This is a genomic window from Paraburkholderia sp. IW21, from assembly GCF_041321145.1.
Taxonomy (GTDB): Bacteria; Pseudomonadota; Gammaproteobacteria; order Burkholderiales; family Burkholderiaceae; genus Paraburkholderia.
Genome location: NZ_JBGGWA010000021.1, coordinates 26,693 through 50,661, shown reverse-complemented (window position 1 = coordinate 50,661; position 23,969 = coordinate 26,693). Strand labels below are relative to the sequence as shown.

The window sequence follows — 23,969 nt, the reverse complement described above, 5'->3', positions numbered from 1 at the left end:
AAGGGACGTGCTGGTTGACCTTGCAGTTAGACCCGGATTTCGCCAAGCACCAGGTCGAGGAATGGCGCGATCGGGGTGTCTTCCGAGCCCAGTTCGTCGACGCGGGCCGCCAGTTCCTTCGCCAGCCGCTCGCCGCACGTGCCCTCTGCAAAGCGGCCGAACTTCTGCCGGATCGCGGTGGCGCCGAACGGCAGGTCCGGATCACCCAGCGCCTGGGTCGGACCGGACTCAAAGCGGCGGCCGTCGTTCAGTTCCACACTCACCTCAGCCATCCGTTCATTCGGAAAGCGCGCGGTAAATTCGGCCTGTTCCTCCGTACGTATCACGTGGCTGAGGCGCAGCACTTCGGCGTCTGTGAGACCGTCGCCCTGGATCGCGTCGAAATTGACCATGCCGTGCTTCAGCGCAACGGCCACGGAAAAAAGCAGGCTGTACTGCGCCTCCTCCGTCGTCGCCGGCTGCGCATGGGCGAGGCGCGTTGCATGATGGAATGTTGCGACGCGCACCGAGCGGATCTGTTCGCTCGCGAAACCGTGCCGCTGTTTGAGTGCCTGCGCCGCATCGATGGCCGGGTGCGCCCAGCGACATACCGGTTGCGGCTTGAAATACTGTTCCATGATGCGCCAGCGCTCGCCGAGATCACCCCAGTACGCCTGTGCTTCAGGCTGCTCGACGGTAATCGCCGGTGCCCCGGTGAACCCCTGCTTTGCCAGAAAGCCGGCGCTTAAGCCCGCCATGCACCCCCATCCCGAACCGTCCTTCACCATCGTCGGATGGTCGATGCACCGCATCATCTGGCTGCGCGGTCCGTGGTATTCGGCAATGCCGAGCGCCTCGCGCGTCTGCTGCGCATCGAGCGGCAGCAGGCGCGCGACGAGCGACGCTGCGGCCAGCGCGTTCCACGCTCCCGACGTGTGATAGTCGCAGGCGCTGGCATGCAGGGCAATGCCTGCACGCGTGCCGATCTCGTAACCCAGCACGAGCGACGTGAGGAATTCACGGCCGCTCATGTCGGGACGTTGCTCTGCGAGCGCAAGCAGCGCCGGAAGCACGGTCACGCCCACGTGACCCTTCGTTTCCGCATGGCCGTCGTGGCCGTCGCAGCTATCGATGGTCATCGCGCCCGCGAGGCCTGCGCCGATCGGGCTGGCTATGCGGCCGTCGAAGAGAATGCGCGAGCGCCGCCTGCCAGCCGCGAAGAATTCGACCGCGTGATCGCACGCGATGCGCGATAACGCGGTCTGCCGGCCCGCCAGCGCAACGCCCAGCAGGTCAAGCAGACACAACCTGCCCTGTTCGACGACGGTGCCAGGCAAGTCGCCGAACGTCAGATGATGGATGAACGGAATAGCCGGGGTGCCCATCAGTCAGTCTCCAGTAAAAATCGGGGGGCGTTTCTGAAAAGTCGCCGCGAGCGCTTCGCGATGGTCTGTAGTGCGATGCGCAATGCCCTGAAACGCGGCCGATAATTCCAGCAGGCTGGGCAGGTCCATCCGCTGCCCTTCCCGGATGAGCCGCTTGGACATCCGCAAAACGCCAGGCGGATTGCTGGCGATCGCCCGCGCGAGCGCGAGCGCGGCATCCATCAATTCCTCGTCGGGCACGACCCGGGACACCAGCCCCCATTCGTGGGCGCGCTGCGCATCGATCGGCGTGCCGGTAAAGATCATTTCACTGGCTCGCGAAAGCCCGATCGCGCGGGGCAGCAGCCAGGCCCCGCCGTCGCCTGGAATGATCCCGACTTTGGCGAAGCTTTCCGCGAACACCGCGCTGGCCGCGGCGATGCGGATATCGCACATCAGTGTCAGGTCGCAGCCGGCGCCATGCGCCGGACCGTTCACGGCCGCGATGCACGGCACATCCAGCTCATGAAAGGCCTTGGGAATGCGCTGGATGCCGCGCCGGTAGTTCTCGCGGATCTGCGCCGAGTTGCCCGCAAACGTGCCGACGTCGTCGCGCATGTGCTTGATGTTGCCACCCGACGAAAAGGCTGGCCCCGCGCCGGTCAGCACGATCGCGCGCACGGCGGTGTCCGCCTGCGCGCGCTCCAGACTCGTCACCAGGGCATCGACGACGTCCATCTCCGTCAACGCATTGCGCGTGGCCGGCCGGTTGAGGGTCAGCGTTACGACATGCTCGTCCTGCTCATACAGTACTGCGTCGCTCATGATCAGGCTCCTATCACCAGTTTTTGATAGACCGCTCCGGCCAATTCGTGCCGCAACACCTTGCCGCTCGGATTGAGCGGTAGCTGGTCAATGAAGAACACTTTTTTCGGGCGCTTGTACGGCGCGAGGTCGTCGCTCGCCTTGCAGAACGCGACGACGTCCTCTTCAGTGAGCGCGGCATCGCTGCGCACCACGAACGCGGTAACCGCCTGCCCCCACTTCGGGTCAGGTACGCCGATAACCGCTGCCTCCTGCACGCCGGGGCAGTGATACAGGACTTCCTCGACTTCCCGCGGATAGATGTTTTCGCCGCCTGACACGATCATGTCGTCGGCCCGGCCGTGGAAGTGAAAATACCCGGCTTCGTCGACACTGAAGAGATCTCCGGTATACAGCCAGCCGCCCTTGAACTTCCTGTCCGTTTCGACCGGATTGTTCCAGTAGCTGCCGGCCAGTTGCGGACCCTTCACGATGAGCTGGCCCACTTCGCCCGCGGGCACGATTTCGACCGGCGTCACCGCCCGCTCCGGATCGTTCGTCACCACCCGGCAGGTGCTGATCAGCGTCGGCTTGCCACAGGAGCCGAGATAGGCCAGCGCATCGCGCGGATGCAGCAGCAACGTCAGGCTCGCTTCGGTCATCCCGTAGCCGTTGAAGACATTCGGGCAGAACGCGTCGATCACGCGCTGCATGGTGGCGGCCGGGATCGCCGCTCCGCCCGTCGTGATCATGCGCAGACTGCTGACGTCGACCGACGCGAAATCCGGGTGGAACAACATGTCCTGGATCTGCGTGGGCACCGCGAACAGCGTCGTGATGCGATGCCGGGCAATCGCTTCGAGCGTGGCCAGCGGCTCATAGCGCGGCAGGATCACGTTCGCCGCGCCCACCATCATGTGGGGCACGAAATAGGCCTGCATGCCGCCAACGTGGTAAAGCGGCGCGATATGCAACGCGGCGTCAGTGCTCGTCAGGCTGTATTCCATCACGCAGTTGGTCGCGATCGCCACGTCGTTGCCGTGCGTGTGGATCGCGCCCTTCGGCCGGCCGGTGGTGCCGGACGTGTAGACGAGCGCGGAGATGTCGTCTGGTTTCAGTTGAGGCAGCGGCGCATCGAGCGCCTCAATGCCGTCGATCAGCGCGTCGAAGGAATGGTGATGCGCGGGCAGGCCCGACACGTCGGGTGATTCGCCGCAAACACAGACGAAGGTGCGCAGGTCCGGCAACGCCAGCTCGATCTTGCCGATGACCGGCAGCATCGAATCGTCGTAGATGACGGCGCGCGCACCGGCGTCCCGCAGGATGAACGCCGCTTCGTTGGCCGAGAGCCGGTAGTTCATCGGCACAGCAATCGCGCCGAGCAGCTGGCACGCCATATACGCCGTTGGCGTCGCATCGGAGGTTTTCTGCAGGATCGCCACGCGATCCATCTGCCGGACACCGAGGTTGAACAGCGCCTGCGCGAAGCATCTGACACGGTGGTTCCATGCCGCATAGGTGAACGTAGTGTCGCCGCAAACGAGTGCGAGGCGGTCGGGATATTTTGCGACCGTGTTTTCGAAGAGGGACGTGATCGTGAGCATGGGACGGTGTGAAGCTATCTAGAGATTGATCCGGATGTCCGGAAGGTCGCGACCTGCGATCAGGTATTTGGCGATCTCGGATGTGCCGCCGACGATCGTGAGCGCGCGGGCATCGCGATACAGTTGCTCGGCGCGTCCGAACTCCTTGGTGATCCCGTCGCCGCCGAGGATCTGCACCGTTTCGTTCGCGCAGTAATTCGCGGTTTCGGTCGCTACCAGTTTGGCCATGGCGGCCTCCTTCATCAGCGCCTTGCCATCGGCCCCCGCGTCGTACATCTTTGTCGCCCGGTAGGTGAGCAGTTCCGCTGCGTCGATCCGCCAGCTCATCTGCGCGATCTTGTCCCAGATAAGCTGCTTGCAGCCGAGGGCCTGCCCGAACGATTGACGCTGCTGCGCATGCGCCGTGGCAATATCAAACGCGCTGCGCGCGACGCCCAGACCCGAACCGCCCAGAATGGCCCGCTCGAAATTGAACATGCCGCGCATGATGCGAAAGCCGCCGCCCTGCTCACCGAGCAGGTGATCAGCCGGCACACGGCAGTCGTTGAATTCGACCTCACCCACGATGCAGCCGCGCCGACCCATGAACGTGTAATTGCGCGGAAACCGGATGCCGGGTGCGGTGCCAGGCACCGCGACGGCCGTCATGCCGGCCTGGGACGGATCTGTGCCGGCCGCGATGCCATAGACGATGTAGACGTCGGCTACCGACGCGTTGGAGATATATCGCTTGAAGCCGTTCATGACCCACTCGTTGGTCTTTGCGTCAAAATCGATCCGCGTTTCCATGCCTGCGGAATCGCTGCCGACGTTGGGTTCGGTCACGCAGATCGCACCGATCGCGGTCCCATCCAGAATCGGTGCGAGATAAGTGTCACGCAGCCGCTCGCTGGCATGACGGTGCAGCGGATAGGCGCAACTCAGCGCGGTCGCAATGGTGGTTTCAAACGCGTAATTGAGGTACGCGGCTTCCTCGGAAAGGATCGTGGCATGGGTGAGCCCAGGATTCGTCAGCGTGCCCCGATACAGATCGGGAAACATCAGCCGCAGATAGCCGGCCTCGCCCAGCGAGCGGACGACGTGCTTCACGGCCGACCAGTCCTGACGGTCCTCGATGTCGGTGACCCGCGGCGCCAGTTCACGTCGAAGGAAGTCGCGCACTTCTACACGAAACGCCCGGTCGGCGTCGTCAAGAAGAAAATCCTGCATCGTCGTACCTCAGGCCGGTTGGAAGTTGAAGTCACGCGTTCCCGCACGCTCGCGCGAGGCAAACGCCCTGGCGTCGCGCACCGTGGGCAGCAGGAAACGCGCACGACGGACCGCTTCGTAGTCGAGCTCGCCGACGACGAGGCATTCTTCTGCCTCCGGACCCTGCGCTACCGTCTTGCCGAACGGATCGAGGATTCGCGATCCCCCCCAGAAACTCATCATCCCTTCGGTGCCGATGCGGTTCGCCATCACGATGCCGACGCCGTACGTGAGTGCATGAAAGCGCAGATTGACATCCCAGCCGGCAGGATTGTCGAAGCCCTCCCCGACCGCTTCGCGCGCCGAACTGATCGATGCAGCAAGCAGCGTAACGCCATCACAGGCGAGCTCATGCACAAGGGCCGGATTCCACAGGTCCGCGCAGATCGGCGTCGCAACGTGCCAGCGTTCGTCTAACGCGAAGCTCTTCGGCGCCGGACCCGCCGCGAAGTACAGCCCCTCTCTCAGCTTGCCGTATGTGGCGAGCATTGCCTTTCGATGGACGTGGATCAGCCTGCCGTCCGTCACCGTCGCGGTGCTGTTGTAGAACTGCCCGGCAGGCGCTTCCTCGATAAAACCGAACACCGTGTGCATACCACCGCTTGCCTCGGCGAGTTCGCGGATCGCCGGGTCATCCCGCCTCATCGCGAGGCGTAACGCCTCCTTGCCGGCGCTGTGGCCATGGAGCGAGAGCTCCGGAAACACCAGGAAACGCACACCGCGCGTGCGCGCGTCGTCAATATGCGCAAGATGTTTGGCGACATTGGCCAGCGCATCGCCATATGCAGTTTCGACCTGCGCGGCGGCCACCTTGATCAGGGTGGGCCCGGCGGCGCTCGCAGCAGTCTGTGATGTCATGGTGTTGATCCTGTTAGGCGTTGTGCGGCGCGGGGTTGCCTTGTGTTGCTGGCAGCTCAGATCAGATCAGATCAGACCGGACTGTTTCAGGAATTCGTGGGCGACGTCACTGAAAGACTTCTTCGACACGTCGACGCTCGCGTTGAGCCGGGCCATCGTCGGCGCATCGAGCTTCGCCGACAGTGAATTCAGGATCGGTCCCAGCGTCGGGTTCGCGTCGAGCACCGCCTTCCGGATCACCGGGGTGAGCGCATAGGCGGGGAAGTAGCCCTTGTCGTCTTTCAGGATCACAAAGTTGAACGCCGGCACGCGGCCATCGGTTGCGAACACCAGCGCGATGTCGACCTGACGGTCCTTGAGCGCCTGATACGTGAGACCCGAGTCCATCCGCTTGACTTCATCCTGCGTAAACTCGAAACCGTACATTTTCTCCAGCGGACGCAGGCCATCGGGGCGCGCATAGAATTCGGAATTACACGCGAACGTCAGTGTCTTGCCGGCCTTGATCGCTTTCGCCAGATCGCTGATGGTCGAAATGCCGAGCTTTTTCGCTTCGTCCTGATTCATCGCGAACGAATACGTGTTGTTCGCGCGCGATGGGTTGAGCCACACGAGACCCTTCGCTGCGTCGAGCTCCTTGACCTTTTTATAGGTGTCTTCGGGACTGAGCCGGTCATTGACCTTGTTGTAGGTAATCAGCGAGGTACCGGTGTACTCCCAGTACACGTCGACCTGACCGTTTTCCTGCGCCTGCCGCAGCACGGCACTCCCCATCCCGTCCTTCTTGGTCACCGTGAAGCCCTTCGCTTCCAGAAGCTGGGATGTCATCTCCGCCATCAGTTGCTGTTCGGTGAAGTTCTTGCCGCCGACCACGACCGTCGCAGCAAGCGAAGGAATCGCCCACAGCGAGGCAAGCAGGACACAGATCAGCGCGAACGCGCACGCAAAGATTGAATTTTTCATGGTCTCCTCAACAGGTGAATACAAGCAACAGGGGGTTCAGCTTTAGGGGGTGACGCCGGGCGAGACGAGCCGGCGCTGCATCTGGCCGACGAAGGCGTCGGTTAAAATCGCCAGCAGCGCGGTGGGTATCGCGCCCGCCAGCAACATGGTGAAATCGTTCAGGTCGATGCCGGTAAAGATCAGTTCGCCAAGTCCGCCGCCGCCAATCAGGAAGGCGAGCGGCGCGGTGCCGACGGTAATCGCCAGCGCGGTCCGGATGCCTGCAAAGATGACGTACAAAGCATTGGGCAATTCGACGCGCCAGAGAATCTGCAGCGGCGTCATCCCCATCCCCGTGGCCGCCTCGATCAGCGGGCGCGGCACGGCTCGCAGCCCCTCATAGGTATTCAGGGCGATGGGCAGCAACGTCGCCACCCACAGGCCGAAGATCGCCGGTACCCTGCCGATGCCCAGCACACTCATTGCCAGCGCCAGCAGGGCGAGTTTCGGAATGGCCTGCCCGACGTTCAGCGTCTGCATCACGACGGCCGAGCCGTGCCGTTGCGACGGCCGGCTCATGTAGATGCCGACCGGCACTGCGACAACGATCGCGAGCACGCCGGCAATGGCGACCATCGTCATCTGCTGGATCGACTGGTAAATGATGTCGCTGCGATACTGGGCGACGCCGGACAGCCAGTTATCCGCGCGAGCCGCCGTACACCCCAGCGTGAGCACCAGCACGATTGCGGCGCCGACATACGTTGTCGCGCCGATGTGTCGTTCGCGTTTCATGCCTGCTCCCCAACCGGTACGCGCAGCAGATCGACGATACGCGCCTGGCTGACATAGCCGACAAACCGGCCGTCGTCGTCGACCGTCGGCAGCCACGATGTGCCGCCCGCGAACATCGACGAGACCACCGCGCGCAGATCATCCCTGGCGTTCGCCGTGCTCTGGACAGGCAGAGCGTGAGCTGAGCTCAGCGCACCCTCGACCGCGTGAAGCTGTGCTGCCGTGAAATAGCCTTGCGGCCTGTCGGCCGCGTCGAGCAGCACGATCTGGTCGACGCCGTGTTCGGCCATCATCGCCCTCGCGCGTGCCCCGCTTTCACCGACGCGAACCGAGCACTCGCATGCCGACAGCGCATCCCGCGCACGGACCAGACGCAGGCGCTTGAGGGCGCGGTCCGCCCCGACGAAACCCGCGATGAACGGATTGGCGGGTCGCGCGAGGATGTTGTCGGGTGAATCAAACTGTTCGAGCTGGCCACCGCGGAAGATCGCGATCCTGTCGGCCATCTTCACGGCCTCGTCGATATCGTGGCTCACGAAAACGATGGTCTTCCTGACCTGCTTCTGGATCCTGAGAAACTCGTCCTGAATCAGCTCACGGTTGATCGGATCGATCGCGCCGAACGGTTCATCCATCAGCATCACGGCCGGATCGGTCGCGAGCGCGCGCGCCACGCCGACGCGCTGCGCCTGGCCGCCCGACAGGTCCTTCGGGTAGCGCGTCAGATAGATGGCCGGATCGAGCGCGACGATCTCGAGCAGTTCCGCCGCCCGCCGACGTGCCTTCGCCTTGTCCCAGCCGAGTAGCAGCGGCACCACGCAGATGTTTTCCTCAACGGTCATGTTGGGGAACAGCCCGATCTGCTGGATCACATAGCCGATGCGACGGCGCAACTCCACCACGTCGAATTCATCGGTATCCTTACCTTCGAGGTAGATCTTGCCGGAGGTAGGCTGGACCAGACGATTGATCATCTTCAGCGTGGTCGTCTTGCCGCAACCGGACGGGCCCAGCAGCACGCAGATTTCACCCGCGCCCACTTCCATGTTGATCCCGTCGACGACCGGGGCGCTTGCGCTGTCATAGCGCTTCGTAACGTTCGATAGCTTGATCATGGTCATTGCACGTGCCGTGGATGTTTGCGAAAGCCCCTCAGCGCACCGAACCGCAGCGCGAAGTTCGCCGCCCGGGAAGGGGTACGCAGTCCCCTGGGCGTCAGGAACCGTTGAACATGGCCGAGCCCGAAGTCGGCCAGAATGGCGAGCGCGCTGACCAGGATCGCCCCGGCGATCAACTGGCGGGGATCCGACTGGGAGATGCCGCGGCTGATGAGCTTGCCGAGACCGCCCGCGCCGATGTACGCCGCAATGGCCGCGACGCCGACGTTGATGACCACCGCCATGCGCACGCCCGCCATGATGATCGGCAGCGCAATCGGAAGTTCGACCTTGCGCAGCCGCTCGCCGGTCGTCATGCCCATGCCCCTTGCCGCTTCGCGAAGCGCCGGATCGATATTGGTAATCGCGGTGTACGTGTTGCGCACGATCGGCAGTTGCGAGTAGAGAAACAATGCGATGACCGTAGGCAGAAAACCGATGCCCTGCCCGATCACAGACAGCACCGGAATCATGATGCCGAACAGCGCCACCGACGGAATCGTCATGATGATCGACGCGGTGTACAGCACGATTCTGGCAACGCGTTCGTTGATCGTGATCGCGATGCCGAGCGGCACGCCGGTGAGGATCGCGAAGCCGACGCCGACGCCAACGATCTCGATATGATCGAGCGTCATCCTGGCAATGGCCGCCAGATTGTCCCAGATGAAAACAAGCGTTTCCATTGTGTCTCCTGGCCCCTACGGGGCCACGTTTATCGTATGTGCTGCTGTGCCTACAAGATATACAGAGAGTGGCTTACCCCGGTAACCCGAAATCGTCGTTGTTTGTCACAAAAGCGACACCTGCCGATCATGATGATTTTTTATCCATATAAATCAATGTACTATAGGGAAATCCCGTAGATCGGATCTGGTCAGATCCCTGTGGTCTGCCGCTCGACGAGGGCTGATCAAGCGTCCGCCAACCGGAACGCCGAAAGCGCGCTTAGCGGGCGTGGCGGGGCGGTCTGTGAGCTGTCAGACTGCGCAGCGTGGAGCAGCTCAAACGGCCGGGCGCTGTGGAACAGAAAGAGCATCAGACTGCACAGGGCTGATAGCAGCGGGACGGCCAGCAGGACCGTCCGGCGGTCAAAGCGGTCCGAGGCCCGCGCCACAGGGATTTCATTCCCGGTCAGCGAACGAGGCCCTCGCGCGTGTCTTTCATCAGGGCAGTCGGCTCAACATGACCGTCTGTAGCACAGCAGCCCTTCACCTTCTCACATGACGCGGCAAGGCAACATCGCAACACCAGAAGACCGGATTGGTGCTTGCGCTTAATGGGGAAGCCCTCCTGTAGTTGCCTTGATTTACGTGGATAAAAAGGCACCATGGCCGGCGCACGTCGCTTTTGTGACAAACGATGCCGGTCTCATGTTAAAGGCGGGATTCACTCCCCATCTATCCTGTAACCAAAGCAGCCAACACTCTGGACAAGGCGTGTACGGGGCCAGGAGACAATGTGGAACCCCTGCTTTCAATCTGATTCATGCAACAACGCTCACATGCTGCGCAAAGGGCATGCGCGGCGCCAGCGTGGTCAGGGGGTCCGTCCGCTGCGCAGCAATTCTACTCACTCGCTACATCAACAGGTCGCCGCCTCGGCGGATTCTCGTCCCCAATCCTTACTGGGACACAACGTCCTTAAGCGCGTCCGTCTCATTTAACGCAGCGTTGGAAAATCAGCAGCGGGAAGGTTTCATAAACCGTTCGCTAAACTAATGACTTATGAGAAAAAATCCTACCCCGTCCGCACCACGCGTCGTTGGCTCACGTCGCCTCCAGGCAATCTAGACCAATCATGATCGACCGGAAATACATCGGAACCGAGTTGCCGAAAGCGGTGCTTGAAATCGAGAAGGGCCGGCTGCGGTTTTTCGCGAAGGCGATCGGCGAGACCGATCCGATCTACACCGACGAGACCGCGGCGAAGGCCGCCGGATACCCGTCGTTGCCAGCGCCACCGACGTTCATCTACGCCGCCGAGCTCGATGCCGGCACGCTGGAGCCCGCAATGAAGGCGTTGGGTATCGACCTCACGCGTACCCTCCACGGCGAGCAGCATTTCACGTATCACGGCCCGATCTGCGCCGGCGACACGATCACGGTCGAGTCGAAGATCACCGACATCTACGACAGGAAGAACGGTACGCTCGAGTTCGTCGTCAGGGAATCGGTCGTCACCAACCAGCAGGGGAAGCGGGTCGCGGAAATGCGCAACGTTCTCGTCGTTCGCCATTGAGGAACAATGCCATGGCTGAGCTTTCCTTTGCCAGCGTAAGGGTCGGCGACACGCTGCCGCCGCTCACCCTGCCCGCGCTCGACCGGACGACGCTGTCGCTGTTCGCCGGGGCGTCGGGCGATCACTTTCCCTACCACATCGACACCGATGCTGCCCGCAAGGCCGGGATGCCCGATGTGATCGGCCACGGGATGCTGTCGATGGCGTATCTCGGGCGCCTCGTCATCCACTGGGTGCCGCAGGCCGCGCTGCGCCGGCTCGATGTGCGCTTCGTCCGCATCACGCATCTCGGCAACGTGATCACGTGCACCGGTACGATCAGGGAAAAGGAAGAACGCGACGGCGAAAAGCTGGTCCGCGTCGAGATCCAGGCCGCCGATCAATTCGGCGAGGTCAAGACGGCAGGCGAAGTGTTGCTTGCGCTGCCCTGAACACTCGATAGGAGATCACATGAAAGCGATGCTATGCAAGGAATTTGGCCCGGTCGAACGGCTCGTGCTCGAGGACGTGCCATCACCGGTGGCCGGCAAGGGGCAGGTCGTGATCAGCGTCAAAGCGGCTGGCGTGAATTTTCCGGACGCGCTGCTCGTGCAGGGGAAATATCAGCTCCGGCCTCCACTCCCGTTTGCGCCCGGCAACGAATTCGCGGGCCTCGTCAAGGAAGTCGGCGAAGGCGTCACGCACTTCCGGCCCGGTGATGCCGTGATTGGACTCGCCGCGCATGGCGGCTACGCGCAGGAGGCGCTGGTCGACAGCGCGGCGGCGTTCCCGCTGCCTGCGGGTACCGACCCGGTGGTCGCGGCGGCGTTGTTGACGGTGTACGGGACCGCGCTGCACGCGCTCAGGGACCGTGCGCAAATCAAGGCCGGTGAAACGCTGCTCGTGCTCGGCGCCGCCGGTGGCGTCGGGCTCGCCGCAGTGGAGATCGGCAAGCTGCTCGGCGCCAAAGTGATCGCCGCCGCTTCGTCTGACCAAAAGCTCGACGTGTGCCGGAGCCGCGGCGCCGACAGCGTCATCAACTACGCCCGCGAGGACCTGAAGGAGCGCGTACGCGCGCTGACCGACGGTCGCGGCGCGGATGTCGTGTGCGACCCTGTCGGCGGCGACTGCACCGAGCCGGCGCTGCGCAGCGTCGCGTGGAACGGCCGCTTCCTCGTCATCGGCTTCGCGGCGGGTGAGATCCCGCGCATTCCGCTCAATCTGCCGCTGCTCAAAGGCTACGCGATCGTCGGCGTATTCTGCAGCGAGTTCGCCCGCCGCGAGCCCGCGCGCTATCGCGAGAATATCGACCAGTTGCTCGACTGGGTCGCCACCGGCAAGCTGGCGCCGCTCATTGGCGGGCGTTATCCGTTGGCGCGTGCAGTCGATGCCTTGCACGCGTTGCTGCATCGCGAGGTCACAGGCAAGCTGGTGCTTCTACCTTAAGACTTCATCACAACCCGCCGCGGATGGAGGTCGCAATAAAGGCGGATGCCAAAGCTGGGACTTCGTTGCAAGCAGAAACGCACGTTCAGAAATACGACAGATTCGAAGCACGATTTGCCAGTCGCACCGAATCTACTGGAACGCAATTTTCAGTCGGCCACGATAAAGCGGCGCAATTGACGCACGAATTCCGCGCGGGCGGCGGCAGGCAGTTGCCGTCCGACGGGAATACGCTGCCAGCCGTCGCAAAGGTAGACGGCGCCATCGCTGGCGTCGAGAGACACGGCCAAGCGGGCCGCATTCATCCGATGCGTCGTGCGGCGTCCGCGCTCGTGTACTTCGACGATCACGAACGGGGGCGCGAACGTCAGCACCTCGCCGTCTGTCGCGTGCCTTGAGTAGGCGATAAAGGCGATGCCGACGGCCACGGTGCAAAGCATCGAGAACGGCAGCGTGAGCCACGCGCCGAATGCGAATGCCGCTGCCACGCCGATCGCGAGGTCGAGCGCCATGAGGAACACGGTCGCGGTGAGCGACTGCCGCGGCGTGAGGGAGCAGTTGCGCTTGATGCGCCACTCGCGGCTCGGCACATCTCCCTCGTCGTCGAAAGGGCCATGCCCGTACGACCGCCTGAAGTATGCGTACATGATCGAAAGTCCCGCGTCCTGGAGCCATTCGTGCCGCGCGCCCGATCTGCCTTAGTAAGTTTCACACGTTCAAAAATCTGCGTCACGACTTCAGGCCGGTCGAGCGTTTGGACGGCTGGCATTCAAGCTGATCGAGGAGCCCAAGAAAACTTGGCGCCGCATTTCCTTGTGTTCGCGGGCTTGGCTTTTCTTTCGTCTTATCTGGCCGACCATGACTATCTCGACGAGGTGCTCATGTTATTGCGCGGCGAGCCTTTTCTGCTCTGGAGACCGGTCGATCAACACGGCACCGGACTACGAGGAGCCGCCCGCGTCCGCCTTGACCCCGCGGGATGTGTTGCGCTCCAGTCTCATGTACATGTTCGCCGCCACGATACCGAAGATGATGTGAACGAACAGGCTGGCCAAGTTGCGTGCTTCTGCAAACCACGGAAAAAACTGTGTCATGCCGTAGAAATTAATCAGGTAAACGGCTACAGCGAAAGCGCCACCCGCCAGTGAAGCCATCCCCATGCTCGAGTCAAGGTTGAATGACGTCATGATCAGACCGAGGATAAGCGCGAATACGATGGCAAGGGCAAAATGCACCACAAAGGCCGCGAGCACGATGCCAATTGAGAATGCTTGCGGCGATTGCAATGCGCCTCGTCCCAGCATGATCGCGGCGACCATGCGTGGGGGCTCCAGCAGACTTGCGCCCGTCATCAGTGCCATCAGGATAACCCCTAGCGCCAGGAACACAACGCCGGCGATGACGCCTGCCAGCACGGCTGCCCGCCAGTCAGGCTGACCGTGTGTGAAATGATGGGAATCCATGTGAAGTTCCACAATTTCTCTCCCGATTGATTCGGATAATTCATTCTAGTCCTCCAGATCGCGAGACTGATAGCTCCGCATGGCTATCGCCACCCCGACGGATGATCCTCGTTCTGGCGACGACGTGGCGTGATGAACTGTACGTGCAAGAGACCCTTGAGGCACGTCAGTTGTTGGTCGCGGCAAACCTGTCAGCGGATCGCTAATTAATCTTTTAGTTCGCAGTGGAGGATCAAATGCCTGCGAAACAACGGGTCGATCGCTACGCCGCGATGGACACGGCCCAACGCAAGACGTTCCGGGACCGGCTGGGGCTACCGTCCACTTTCCGCGCGCTTCTGTGTGGGCATTTTTTTGCGGACTAATTAGGGAAACGAAGAAAACATGCGGTGTCAGGCGCCCGCTCCCCGCATCGAAGTTGAAGCAGAAAACGCATGGCTAACAGGCGGAATGGCTATGAGGTAGCGGTGCCCGCCGTCGACGGCTTCGACGCAGACGTTCTGCCGGGCGGCGAGGTGAACGGCGACACGATCCGGTTGCTGCCGCAGGCCCAGGCTTTCATCAAGGCCGACGATCTGCCAGTGCGCTTTACGGCGCACGTCGACGGCGAGCCGGTTGAGTGCGGCAATTACCGCCGAGGCGCTGGAAGATCATTTCGGCGCCCATTCCGCGCTGGAATCCGCCTTAATGGCTGCTTTCGACAACGGCCACAATCCTATCTGTTCGGTTTGCGCGGAAGCGATCGACCAGAACGGCGGCAAAGGAGTAGTGTTACATAGCGGACAGTTCAGAGCGGACGGCATGTAACCCGATCGCGGCACCACGGCATAGTCCCGGCGCGTGCCACCGCATGCACCTCTGTCTCGGCGCGGGTGAGGTGGGGCGGCATAGTCTGCAACCGCTAGTCAACGATCGAAGGAGGCCACATGTCACTCATCGTCGCAGCACGCTTTACGACATTCCCCGCCGCTGAAGACGCGGTGCAACGGCTCTTCAATGCCGGTTTTGTGGAGGAGGACGTCACACTGTTTTTCGTCAATCCGATCGGCCAGCACGCACGTTTTCGGCCCGGCGGCGAGATCAGCGCCGACGCAAACGCGAGGGAGGCGCCGAAGGGTGCCGAGATAGGCGTCGCGATTGGCGCAGCGGTTGGCGCCGTGGTCGGCGTCGGGATCTTCGCGGCGTTTTCGGCGCCGCTTATCGTGTCGCTGATCGCGGCCGGGGTGAGTGCGTATGTCGGTTCGTTGGTCGGTGCGATGATGCGCACGCATGAAGCCAGCAACGAAGAAACCCGTGATTCCGGCGTGCTGGTTGCCGTACACGTGTCGCTGGACAGCCAGTCGGACGCCGCACGGGTGCTGCGCGATGCGGGAGGCGCGGCGATCGAACGCGCGACCGGCCGCTGGCAACAAGGGCGGTGGGCCGACTTCGATCCGCTCAAGCAGCCTGAGCCGCTCAATGAATTCAGTGAGCGGCACGCCTGATTTGAAGGTGTTTTTCGTCGAGATTTTCAGCGAGCCAGGAAACAAAAGCGACCCGGCATTTGTGAACTGCCCCCGCAAAGTTGGACACTGATCCAACCTTCGGGGTGCAGTTCATTTGTCGGGTCGTTTTGTATTCAGAGCGGTGCGTTGCAGGCACTCGCCTGAGGAACGGTCGGCACAGGGATCAGTGGAAGAAGAGTTCCCGCATGCCGAAGGTGTGATGCGCTTCGGCAGCCATCAGCACCATCAGCACCAACAGGCCCAAGGGCGGTATCAGGATGGCGTACACCAGCGCCAACCGCTCCCACATCATGTGCATGAAAATCGACACGATCAGCCCGGCCTTGGCGATCATGAGCACGACGATCAGCGCCCAGCGCAGCAGGCCCTGCACGTGGAAGTAATCCACCATGTACGACATCGTGCTCAGTAAGAACAGCAGGCCCCAGATCTTCAGGTAGATGCCGATCGGATGCTGCTGGCCGTGCGCGGCGTCGGGTCGATGGGCGGGATCGGTGTGGTCCATGGTCTGCCTCACCACAAATAGAACAGCGCAAAAATGAACACCCACACCAGGTCGACGAAGTGCCAGTACAAGCCGGCAATCTCCACGATCTGGAAGTTGCCGTGCTCGGTGAACCCCGGCTGCAGGATCTTGCGTGCGGTCAGCAGCAGGTAGATTACACCGCAGCTCACGTGAAAGCCGTGGAACCCGGTGATCATGAAGAAGCACGCGCCAAACTGCGCCGCGCCCATCGGGTTGCCCCAGGGGCGGATACCTTCATGGACGATCAGCTTGGTCCATTCGAAGGCCTGCATCGAGACGAAGGTCGCGCCCAGCAGCGCGGTCGCCAGCAACAGTGCGGCGGCGCGCTGTGCGTTACGCCGGTAGCCAAAGTTGACAGCCATCGCCATGGTGCCGCTGCTGCTGATCAGGACGAACGTCATGATGGCGATCAGCAGCAAAGGCACATCCACGCCGCCCACCGTGAGCGCGAACACCTTGGAAGTGTCAGGCCACGGCACCGTGGTCGACATCCGCACCGTCATGTAGCCGATCAGGAAGCTGCTGAAGATGAAAGTGTCCGATAGCAGGAAGATCCACATCATCGCCTTGCCCCACGGCACCTTGAAGGCTTCCCGGTCGGCCGACCAGTCCGTGACGATGCCGCGCCAGCCGTCAGGCCCCGCACCCGTGGGCGTGGTGGCAGCGGATTCGGTGGGGAGCGTGGGTGTGGTCATGGCGCGGCTCCATACAGCGGCCCGCAGATGGCGCCGACGAACTCAGGGGTGATCCACCACATCGCCGCCAGCAGCACGAGCCAGACAGCCAGCAGGAAATGCCAGTAGATGGCGCAAAGCGCGATGGCGCGGTGGGCTCGGAAGGGGTCCGCGCGCTGGAGAAGCGCGATCGTCACGGCCCAGGCCACCAGCCCGCCCAGCACATGCAACCCGTGCAGGCCGGTGAGCAGGTAGAGGAAGCTATTGGAAGGATTGACGGTGACGGTCTGCCCGGCCGCCGACAGCATGCGCCATACGGCCAGTTGTCCGGTCACGAACACGGCCGCCAGCACACCGCTTGACACCAGCCACGCTGCGCGGTGCAAGGTAATCTGCCGGGCACGCTGCATGGCAATGCTTGCCAGCACCAGCGCACCGGTGTTCCACCACAGCAGCGCTGGATGCGGGATCGGCTGCCAGTCGGGCTCGCGCATACGCATTGCATAGGCGAACAGCAGCAGTGAAAACAATGTCGTTGCCACCGCCATGAAGACGATCAGGCCGATGCGGCTCGCATTCGGCGAGACAGGTGGCGCGTCAGGAACGAAGGAGCGCGGCAGTGTGGTCATTCGCGTGCCTCGCCGGGTTGAAGCGTCGGGTGGGTGGCCGGTTCAGGCGCCGTCACAGGCGGCTGGTTTTGCGGGACGAAGTCTTCCTCCTGCCCCGGCGGGCTGTATTCGTACGCCCAGCGGTAAACGACGGGTGGCGCTGCGCCCCAGTTGCCATGCGCTGGCGGCGTTTGCGGCGTCTGCCATTCCAGCGTGGTGGCCCGCCAAGGGTTGCTGTCGGCACGGTTGCCGCGTACCAGGCTCCACGCCAGGTTGTACAGGAACAGCAACTGCGCCACTGCAACGATCAGCGCAATGACGGTGATGAACGTGTTGAGCGTCTGCGCCGAAGATGGAATGAAGCTGTAGCCCTCATACGCGTAATACCGCCGCGGCATGCCCAGGATGCCGAGATAGTGCATCGGGAAGTAGATCGCATAGGTGCCGAGGAAGGTGACCCAGAAGTGCACGCGCCCGAGCGTGTCGTTGAGCATGCGGCCCGTCACCTTTGGATACCAGTGGTAGATACCGCCAAACACCACCAGGATCGGCGACACGGCCATCACCATATGGAAGTGCGCCACCACGAAGTACGTGTTCGACAGCGGAATGTCCACGCTCACGTTGCCGAGATAGAGCCCGGTCAGCCCACCCAGGACGAAGGTGCTGATGAATCCGATGGCAAACAGCATCGGCACGGTCAGGTGGATATCGCCGCGCCACAGCGTCAGCACCCAGTTGTAGACCTTGAGGGCGGTCGGGATGGCGATGATGAGCGTGGTGGTGGCAAAGAAGAAGCCGAAGTACGGATTCATGCCGGCGATGAACATGTGGTGCGCCCAGACCACGAAGCTCAGCGCCCCGATGACGACGATGGCCCACACCATCATCTTGTAGCCGAAGATGCTCTTGCGCGCGTGCGTGCTGATGAGGTCCGACGCAATGCCAAAGGCCGGCAGCGCGACGATGTAGACCTCCGGATGCCCGAAGAACCAGAACAGGTGCTGGAACAGCAGCGGGCTGCCGCCGGCATGCTTGAGCGTCTGCCCCATCGACACCACGGCCGGTATGAAGAAACTGGTGCCGAGTGTCCTGTCGAGTAGCATCATCACCGCCGACACGAACAGCGCCGGAAACGCCAGCAGTGCCAGGATGGTCGCGATGAAGATGCCCCACACCGTGAGCGGCATGCGCATGAGCGTCATGCCGCGCGTGCGCGCCTGTAGCGTGGTGGTGACGTAATTCAAGCCGCCCATCGTTGCCGCGACAATGAAGATCGCCAGCGACACCAGCATCAACACGATGCCCCATTCCACGCCCGGCGTGCCCGGCAGGATGGCCTGGGGTGGATACAGCGTCCAGCCCGCGCCGGTCGGCCCGCCTGGCACGAAGAAGCTCGCCACCAGCACCAGCACGGCCAGCAGGTAGACCCAGTAGCTCAACATGTTGAGAAACGGGAACACCATGTCGCGCGCGCCCAGCATCAGCGGGATCAGGTAGTTGCCGAAGCCGCCCAGAAACAGCGCCGTCAGCAGGTAGATCACCATGATCATCCCGTGCATGGTGACGAACTGGTAGTAGTGGGTGGCGTCGATGAAACTGAACTTGCCCGGAAAGCCGAGCTGCAACCGCATCAGGTCCGACAGCACAAGGCCGACCAGGCCGATGGCGATGGCCGTCAGCGAATACTGCACGGCGATGACCTTGTGGTCCTGGCTCCAGACATAGCGGGTCCAGAAGCTTTGCTGGGCGTGGTTGGCGTGCGCGTAGGGCATTGCGTCTGCTCCGCTAGGGTTTGGCTGCGCTGATGGCGGCCGGGCCGCCTTGCGATTCGATGTAGGTCACCAGCTCGGTCAGCTCCTGCTCGCTCAGGTCGAAGGTCGGCATGATGGGCGCGAAGCCCTTCACGACGCGGGCCTTCGGGTTGCGGATAAAGGCGCGCAGATAGGCTTCGTCCACCTTCGCGGTACTGCCGTCGGCCATCGTTTCGGTCTTGCCGTACAGGCCCTTCCAGGTGGGGCCCACGCGCGGACTGCCGTCCACGGTATGGCAGGCGAAGCAGCCCTTGGCCTCTGCGAGCCTCTTGCCCTGGTCAGCAAGCGCCTGGGCGCTGCCGCCTGCAGCGGCGGGTGCGGCCTGCACCTTGGCCTGCTGCCGCTGCGCGAACGTGCTCTGCTGTGCCAGCCAGCGCGAGAACGATGCTTCGTCTTCCACCACCACCACGCCGCGCATGTTGGAGTGCCCGATACCGCAAAGCTGCGCGCACAGGATGTCGTAACGCCCTGCTTTGGTCGGCGTGAACCAGAAGGTGGTCACCATGCCGGGCACTATGTTCATGCGCGCACGGAACGGCGGTACGTAGAAGTCGTGCAGCACGTCGCGCGACCGTGTCAGGACCTGGATCGGCCGGTTGAGCGGCAGGTGCACCTCGGGCGTCTCGATCAGGTAGTTGTCACGGCCGTTGGGGTCGCCGGGGTTCAGGCCGAAGGGGTTGTCGTTGCTGATGTAGCGCACGTCCGTCGTGCCCAGCTTGCCACCGGGGCCGGCAAACCGGAAGCGCCATTGCCATTGCTGGGCGAGCACTTCCATCTGCAGCACGTTGCGCGGCGGCCGTACGAAGTCTGCGTAGACGAAGAGCCCCGGCGCCAGCAACGCTGCCACGCCGACAGTGGTCAGGCCGATCAGCCACCATTCCAGCCGCTTGTTGTGCGGCTCGTAAGCAGCGCGATGACCCCTGCGGTTGCGGTAGCGCACCAGTGCGATCACGATGAACAGGTTGATCGCGATGAAGAGCGCGCCGGTAATGACGAGCGTGATCGTCAGCATGTCGTCCATGCGCACCCAGTTCGAGGCGATCGGCGTGATCCACCAGGGACTGGCAAAGTGAAACCCTACCGCCAATACGATGATCAGGCTCAGGGCAATCGCAAGCGCCATAGTCCACCTCGCTGCGCGTCACTCGCTGGAGCCGCTAACAAAAAAGCGCCTGGCGTCATTGTGCCGCCTTGCCGTACTTCGTACTGGCTGCGCCGGCACCTCTGCCAGGACCGCTTCGCTGAGCATTGTAAGCGGCTCTAAATCAAAGGTAGTCCTCTCCTTTGCATCGTGCAAGCCAGCGCCAGGGGGAAGCGTGTCCCATATACGGATCGCGCGAATGGAGGAGTCACTTGCCGCGATGCAATGCAAAACGGCCGCCTCCAGTATCGGTTGCCGAGGCGGCCGTCTCCCGAGGGCGCCGGGTGTTTAGGGTCTGTTCACGTGTGCGACGTGCGTACGACGAATTGCTGCAGTCGCGGATCACATCGCGACATATCCATGTCCTCGCGAATCACAGTGTCGCACTCGAACAGTTACCCGAGGCATTCTTGCTGCAAAGCAGCGACGTCGTGCACTCGCTCGAATGCGGCGTGGCGCTCGGCGGTGCGACCGGCGCGCTTCTCGGCCTCGTGGCACTGGTATACCCCCCCGCGGAGCTCGCCATTGCGGGCGGCGCCGTCGTCGCATTGACATTGGCAGGTACTGGCTTCGGGGCCTGGACGGCCACGATGATCGGCGTCGAGATTTACTGCCACGCCGCCCTCAGGGAATTCATTCGCGCATGGGCACTGGACACCAAACATTCCGATTGACATGGAAAGTCATTGTGTCTTAAACGAACTGAGCCAATGGGGTGGCTCCCGCCACTCATCGCGTGGCGAACGCCTGACTCATCTGCCCGGCCCGCTTGACCTCAATCTACCGACACAGCGATGAAGGTTGACCGCGCCACCCTACCCGATCGGTGCCGGGTCGCGCAGATTGCCCGCTGCGCGTTTCTGAATAGTACGGACGTGGGTCCGTTGAATGCATGTCAGGCGGCATGAGAGCCCTGCAAAATGCAGGTCTGGACGAACCCGGTAACGTGAGCGTGAGGAGCGGACGATGAGGCCGGTTGCGCAAGTCCCGATCGCCCGCTGAACTCATAGGTTGTTATTCGCAAGGTAAGCCTACTTCAGGTGAATGAGGACTGATCCCTCCGATATCTCCGGCGCGCCTACGCCCGTGCTTCCGGCGTTTTTCGCGATCCAGTCTTTCGCCTTCTGCACGCTTTCGTCAGTGCCTGTTTTGTCTTGGCAAACAGTCACTGAGAATCCGCCATCGCCGCTGCGTGCGAGGGTGTAGCTGACAAAGCCTTTGACCGAACGCATCAGTTCTTCGACGTCAGCCGTGCGCTTCTCCAGCAGATCGAACAACTCCTTTGCACCCTTTCCGGAAAATTTCCTTATAACAGTTTGCATGATTGCATCCTCCTGTTGACCAGCGAAACGAGCACGCCGCACAAACAATGTGTGCAGCGTGTAACTGCTCTTTCCGACAGCGTGTAGTGCGTGGATGTAATTGAGAAGGCCGCGCACCTGACTTTCGCGCCCCATACCAAGTGTACTAACTGTACCGTCGTAGTAAACCTGAGAAGCGGTGCAAAATCCTGTGGCTTTCAGCCAACGTCCGCAATTGGCCGACGGCTGCCTGTCGTGAGCAACATGAAGGCACTATGACGGGCGGAATACGCGGCAGGGGTATTTAGAGGCGACGCATGCAAACAGAATGACTGCCGGTTCCCCTGCCGATATAAGCGTTCCTCCCGATCGGCTCCCTATGTCGACGTGCGTTGCAGTTCCGACATCCAATTGCAACCGTATGCCGCTATCGAGCGTATAAATTGCAGGAGGTGGACGAGCCACCGTAAGGACACACAGCCGTGAAATTCATGATGACCTTCCACTGGGCACCGGATACCCAACAGCGTGCCGAAGCCATCACGCGCTTTCAGCGAACCGGCGGCCTCCCGCCTGACGGCGTCCGTTTGGTGGGCCGATGGACGCGAGCCGATCTGGGCGCCGGGTTCGATCTGCTCGAAACAGATGATATGAAGAAACTCACCGAGTTCGCCTATCAGTGGAGCGATCTGATGGGGCTGGACATCGTCCCAGTGCTTGACGACGCCGAGTTGAGCGAGGTGCTGGGGCGCGTAGTGAAGTAGAGGGTTCAACGTACGTTCGATATCGACGCTTATTCGACATGAACATAACCGGGCGCGCCCGCATGCACGGCCTGCGGCACTGCGTAATCCTTGCAGCCCGACCAGGACGCTGGCGACGGACGATCCTGGCCCTGCTTGTCGTTCTGATCGGCTATGCCGCCGCCGATCTCTTCTGGCCGTTGCACCGTGACCTGAGCCGCTTCGATCCCATCGCGACGGGCACGCTCGAAATGAAAATATGGCGCTCGTACTACGACCGCCAGCACGTGACGCTCTTTCTTGAACTGGCGCAAACCCTGCGCATGCAATACCGCTTTCCCTGGCTAAGGTCGTACGTCGGCGCTTACTACGGCGCATCAGCCGCATTCACCTTCAAGGACGGCAAGGAACGCAGCGATTACGAAAAAGCATTGCCGGCGCTGCATACCTATTTCAGCCTGATCCGCAACACGGGGAACCGCGACTTCGATGTCTCGCGCACCACCGCGCTCGAACTGGAATGGTGGATCGTGCACCGGCAGCGTGAACGTTATCCGCCCGGCGCGTTGGGCAGCGCGTGTGCTCAAGCTGCCGCATCGCTGTATAGGGTACCCGCGGGCTCGACACTCGAACACGGCCAGTTGCGCGCGCAAGCGATGCTGCTTCGCGACGCCCGCGAAGAAGCGGGCAGCGTCACCGACGCCGATTGGGCGACCATCGAATCGCTACTGCACCGGAGCTACCTGTCGCTTAGCCATGCCGTTTCGTCGACAAACGATGTCGCAGGCGCGCGATGAGCGATGCGCCAGCCCGTTCGAGAGGCCACATTGATGCGCCGCTTCATGTGGCTGCCGCGACGAAATGTGTCGGCCGCGGAGATGGTGGTATCGGGCGAGATGTCAGTTCCCACCGCGACGGAATACGGACTCGAGGAAATCGGTGCTGCGATCGTCCATGCCGAGAAGGGCGGCAAAGTTCTGCTGAAGGTGGCTAGTTAGAAAAAGGGAAGCAGCGGAGGCTGCGCCCTGATTGTCAACGACGGGTGTGCATCTCCGCACCGGTGGCGGGATTACGGCCGATCCGTGCCGCACGCGCCCCGGTCGCAAACGTACCTTCGCTACGAGCTCAGCTTCCGCGAGCTGGTCGAGATGATGTCCGAGCGGGCTGTCGCTGGCGCATACGACGATCATGCGCTGGGTTAAGCGCTTCACGCCGGAGTTCGTCAAACGCTGGAACCGCTTTGCCACGGCTGCCGGTCAGTCGTGGCGAGTCGAAGAAACGTACGTGAAGGCGCCGTTACGATCGCCAGCATCGAACTGATGCATCGCATTCGAAAAGGTCAGTTCGACCTCACCAACTGCCTCTCAAAGATACTGCTGCGCCCGCTGTCTGGAATGGCGTTCTGTCTGCATCTTGAAGCAACCCATCAACGAGCCGCGATTCCTCGCACCTATTATTTGCACCACAGCCCAACGGACAACGGTAGCCCGTAAATCAAGGTCGAACGGCATTGGTGCGAAGTTGTCCGCAATTCCGCTTTCGATGTCATAGGCTCGTCGGGGGCCGCGACGCCGGATCTTGTTAGCGAATATGCGCGCGCACTGGTGGTGGATCACGCGGTGCCGCTACCGGTTGCGCAGACGCGCGGGTTCGTGGAGGGGAGTTTTCCGCAAACAAAGTAGCTACGGATGATGAACGCGTGGATGCCAACGCGCCCCTGCAGTCGATGTCAATCGTCGCTGGTTCCCAATTATCCGAGTTGCTGATTTGACCGTTC

Annotated in this window: 26 protein-coding genes and 3 pseudogenes; 10 read left to right on the top strand and 19 right to left on the bottom strand. The window is 62.2% G+C overall.

The window, feature by feature from the left end:
• Positions 1–26: 26 nt before the first annotated feature.
• From ACAX43_RS31815 to ACAX43_RS31775, 9 genes are all read right to left on the bottom strand, one after another.
• A complete protein-coding gene (locus ACAX43_RS31815) occupies positions 27–1,364 on the bottom strand; it encodes an MmgE/PrpD family protein (protein WP_370712301.1) in 1,338 nt (445 codons plus the stop codon).
• Positions 1,365–1,367: 3 nt separating this feature from the next.
• Entirely contained in the window at positions 1,368–2,168 is an 801-nt protein-coding gene (locus tag ACAX43_RS31810) for a crotonase/enoyl-CoA hydratase family protein (RefSeq protein ID WP_370712300.1), read from the bottom strand.
• A 2-nt stretch (positions 2,169–2,170) separates the two neighbouring features.
• Positions 2,171–3,751 (bottom strand): class I adenylate-forming enzyme family protein, encoded by a 1,581-nt coding sequence (locus ACAX43_RS31805; RefSeq protein WP_370712299.1) that lies wholly within the window; start codon positions 3,749–3,751, stop codon positions 2,171–2,173.
• Positions 3,752–3,769: 18 nt separating this feature from the next.
• A complete protein-coding gene (locus ACAX43_RS31800) occupies positions 3,770–4,960 on the bottom strand; it encodes an acyl-CoA dehydrogenase family protein (RefSeq protein ID WP_370712298.1) in 1,191 nt (396 codons plus the stop codon).
• A 9-nt stretch (positions 4,961–4,969) separates the two neighbouring features.
• Positions 4,970–5,857, bottom strand: a complete 888-nt coding sequence (locus ACAX43_RS31795; protein ID WP_370712297.1) for a nitrilase-related carbon-nitrogen hydrolase — start codon at positions 5,855–5,857, stop codon at positions 4,970–4,972.
• Positions 5,858–5,923: 66 nt separating this feature from the next.
• On the bottom strand, positions 5,924–6,820 hold the full coding sequence (locus tag ACAX43_RS31790) for a glycine betaine ABC transporter substrate-binding protein (RefSeq protein ID WP_370712296.1): 897 nt from the start codon (positions 6,818–6,820) through the stop codon (positions 5,924–5,926).
• A gap of 42 nt (positions 6,821–6,862) precedes the next feature.
• A complete protein-coding gene (locus ACAX43_RS31785) occupies positions 6,863–7,594 on the bottom strand; it encodes an ABC transporter permease (RefSeq protein ID WP_370712295.1) in 732 nt (243 codons plus the stop codon).
• Entirely contained in the window at positions 7,591–8,709 is a 1,119-nt protein-coding gene (locus ACAX43_RS31780; RefSeq protein ID WP_370712320.1) for an ABC transporter ATP-binding protein, read from the bottom strand. The genes ACAX43_RS31785 and ACAX43_RS31780 overlap by 4 nt, the downstream gene beginning before the upstream one ends.
• A gap of 2 nt (positions 8,710–8,711) precedes the next feature.
• Positions 8,712–9,437, bottom strand: a complete 726-nt coding sequence (locus ACAX43_RS31775) for an ABC transporter permease (RefSeq protein WP_370712294.1) — start codon at positions 9,435–9,437, stop codon at positions 8,712–8,714.
• Between the two features lie 1,114 nt (positions 9,438–10,551).
• Between ACAX43_RS31775 and ACAX43_RS31770 the strand changes: the two genes are divergently transcribed.
• From ACAX43_RS31770 to ACAX43_RS31760, 3 genes are read left to right on the top strand one after another with little or no spacing between them, the layout of a single operon-like run.
• Positions 10,552–10,992, top strand: coding sequence for a MaoC family dehydratase N-terminal domain-containing protein (locus ACAX43_RS31770; RefSeq protein WP_370712293.1), 441 nt, complete (start codon positions 10,552–10,554; stop codon positions 10,990–10,992).
• 11 nt (positions 10,993–11,003) lie between these two features.
• Entirely contained in the window at positions 11,004–11,423 is a 420-nt protein-coding gene (locus ACAX43_RS31765; RefSeq protein WP_370712292.1) for a MaoC family dehydratase, read from the top strand.
• 19 nt (positions 11,424–11,442) lie between these two features.
• Entirely contained in the window at positions 11,443–12,417 is a 975-nt protein-coding gene (locus ACAX43_RS31760; protein ID WP_370712291.1) for an NADPH:quinone oxidoreductase family protein, read from the top strand.
• Positions 12,418–12,566: 149 nt separating this feature from the next.
• On the opposite strand, the gene ACAX43_RS31755 is transcribed toward ACAX43_RS31760, so the two are convergent.
• The 3 genes from ACAX43_RS31755 to ACAX43_RS31745 form a co-directional block, all read right to left on the bottom strand.
• Positions 12,567–13,064 (bottom strand): DUF2244 domain-containing protein, encoded by a 498-nt coding sequence (locus ACAX43_RS31755; RefSeq protein WP_370712290.1) that lies wholly within the window; start codon positions 13,062–13,064, stop codon positions 12,567–12,569.
• Between the two features lie 294 nt (positions 13,065–13,358).
• The gene (locus ACAX43_RS31750; protein ID WP_370712289.1) at positions 13,359–13,880 is read right to left on the bottom strand and encodes a hypothetical protein; all 522 of its coding nucleotides are present in this window, start codon (positions 13,878–13,880) and stop codon (positions 13,359–13,361) included.
• Between the two features lie 392 nt (positions 13,881–14,272).
• Positions 14,273–14,479, bottom strand: coding sequence for a hypothetical protein (locus ACAX43_RS31745; protein ID WP_370712324.1), 207 nt, complete (start codon positions 14,477–14,479; stop codon positions 14,273–14,275).
• Here ACAX43_RS31745 and ACAX43_RS31740 point away from each other — a divergent pair.
• Both ACAX43_RS31740 and ACAX43_RS31735 read left to right on the top strand, forming a co-directional pair.
• Positions 14,411–14,687: pseudogene (locus ACAX43_RS31740) on the top strand (DUF1488 domain-containing protein). The gene ACAX43_RS31745 and the pseudogene ACAX43_RS31740 sit on opposite strands and share 69 nt — an antisense overlap.
• A gap of 119 nt (positions 14,688–14,806) precedes the next feature.
• A complete protein-coding gene (locus tag ACAX43_RS31735) occupies positions 14,807–15,364 on the top strand; it encodes a hypothetical protein (protein ID WP_370712288.1) in 558 nt (185 codons plus the stop codon).
• Positions 15,365–15,548: 184 nt separating this feature from the next.
• Here ACAX43_RS31735 and ACAX43_RS31730 read toward each other — a convergent pair whose 3' ends face one another.
• Genes ACAX43_RS31730 through ACAX43_RS31710 form a run of 5 tightly spaced genes read right to left on the bottom strand, consistent with a single transcriptional unit; the run spans position 15,549 to position 20,130 of the window.
• A complete protein-coding gene (locus tag ACAX43_RS31730) occupies positions 15,549–15,890 on the bottom strand; it encodes a cytochrome C oxidase subunit IV family protein (RefSeq protein WP_370712287.1) in 342 nt (113 codons plus the stop codon).
• 8 nt (positions 15,891–15,898) lie between these two features.
• On the bottom strand, positions 15,899–16,606 hold the full coding sequence (locus ACAX43_RS31725) for a heme-copper oxidase subunit III family protein (protein ID WP_370712286.1): 708 nt from the start codon (positions 16,604–16,606) through the stop codon (positions 15,899–15,901).
• Positions 16,603–17,214 carry a cytochrome c oxidase subunit 3 gene (locus tag ACAX43_RS31720; protein WP_370712285.1) on the bottom strand — a complete coding sequence of 204 codons (612 nt, stop codon included), beginning with the start codon at positions 17,212–17,214 and terminating at the stop codon, positions 16,603–16,605. The genes ACAX43_RS31725 and ACAX43_RS31720 overlap by 4 nt, the downstream gene beginning before the upstream one ends.
• Positions 17,211–18,968, bottom strand: a complete 1,758-nt coding sequence (gene ctaD, locus ACAX43_RS31715; RefSeq protein ID WP_370712284.1) for a cytochrome c oxidase subunit I — start codon at positions 18,966–18,968, stop codon at positions 17,211–17,213. The genes ACAX43_RS31720 and ctaD overlap by 4 nt, the downstream gene beginning before the upstream one ends.
• A 13-nt stretch (positions 18,969–18,981) precedes the next feature.
• Positions 18,982–20,130: a c-type cytochrome gene (locus ACAX43_RS31710; protein WP_370712283.1), complete on the bottom strand. Its 1,149-nt coding sequence runs from the start codon at positions 20,128–20,130 to the stop codon at positions 18,982–18,984.
• A 302-nt stretch (positions 20,131–20,432) separates the two neighbouring features.
• Between ACAX43_RS31710 and ACAX43_RS31705 the strand changes: the two are divergent.
• Positions 20,433–20,750: pseudogene (locus tag ACAX43_RS31705) on the top strand (DUF1269 domain-containing protein); the annotation flags it as partial.
• A gap of 429 nt (positions 20,751–21,179) precedes the next feature.
• Here the strand turns inward: ACAX43_RS31705 and ACAX43_RS31700 are convergent.
• Positions 21,180–21,470, bottom strand: coding sequence for a hypothetical protein (locus tag ACAX43_RS31700; protein WP_370712282.1), 291 nt, complete (start codon positions 21,468–21,470; stop codon positions 21,180–21,182).
• A gap of 461 nt (positions 21,471–21,931) precedes the next feature.
• On the opposite strand from ACAX43_RS31700, the gene ACAX43_RS31695 reads away from it, so the two are divergent.
• The 3 genes from ACAX43_RS31695 to ACAX43_RS31685 are packed head-to-tail and all read left to right on the top strand — an operon-like array spanning position 21,932 to position 23,190.
• Positions 21,932–22,213 (top strand): DUF3303 domain-containing protein, encoded by a 282-nt coding sequence (locus ACAX43_RS31695; protein ID WP_370712281.1) that lies wholly within the window; start codon positions 21,932–21,934, stop codon positions 22,211–22,213.
• Positions 22,214–22,251: 38 nt separating this feature from the next.
• Positions 22,252–22,989 carry a hypothetical protein gene (locus ACAX43_RS31690; RefSeq protein ID WP_370712280.1) on the top strand — a complete coding sequence of 246 codons (738 nt, stop codon included), beginning with the start codon at positions 22,252–22,254 and terminating at the stop codon, positions 22,987–22,989.
• Positions 22,990–22,992: 3 nt separating this feature from the next.
• Positions 22,993–23,190 carry a hypothetical protein gene (locus ACAX43_RS31685; RefSeq protein WP_370712279.1) on the top strand — a complete coding sequence of 66 codons (198 nt, stop codon included), beginning with the start codon at positions 22,993–22,995 and terminating at the stop codon, positions 23,188–23,190.
• A gap of 34 nt (positions 23,191–23,224) precedes the next feature.
• Here the strand turns inward: ACAX43_RS31685 and ACAX43_RS31680 are convergent, their stop codons facing one another.
• Entirely contained in the window at positions 23,225–23,272 is a 48-nt protein-coding gene (locus ACAX43_RS31680) for a hypothetical protein (RefSeq protein ID WP_370712319.1), read from the bottom strand.
• A gap of 29 nt (positions 23,273–23,301) precedes the next feature.
• Here ACAX43_RS31680 and ACAX43_RS31675 point away from each other — a divergent pair.
• Positions 23,302–23,482: pseudogene (locus ACAX43_RS31675) on the top strand (IS6 family transposase); the annotation flags it as partial.
• Between the last annotated feature and the right edge of the window lie 487 nt (positions 23,483–23,969).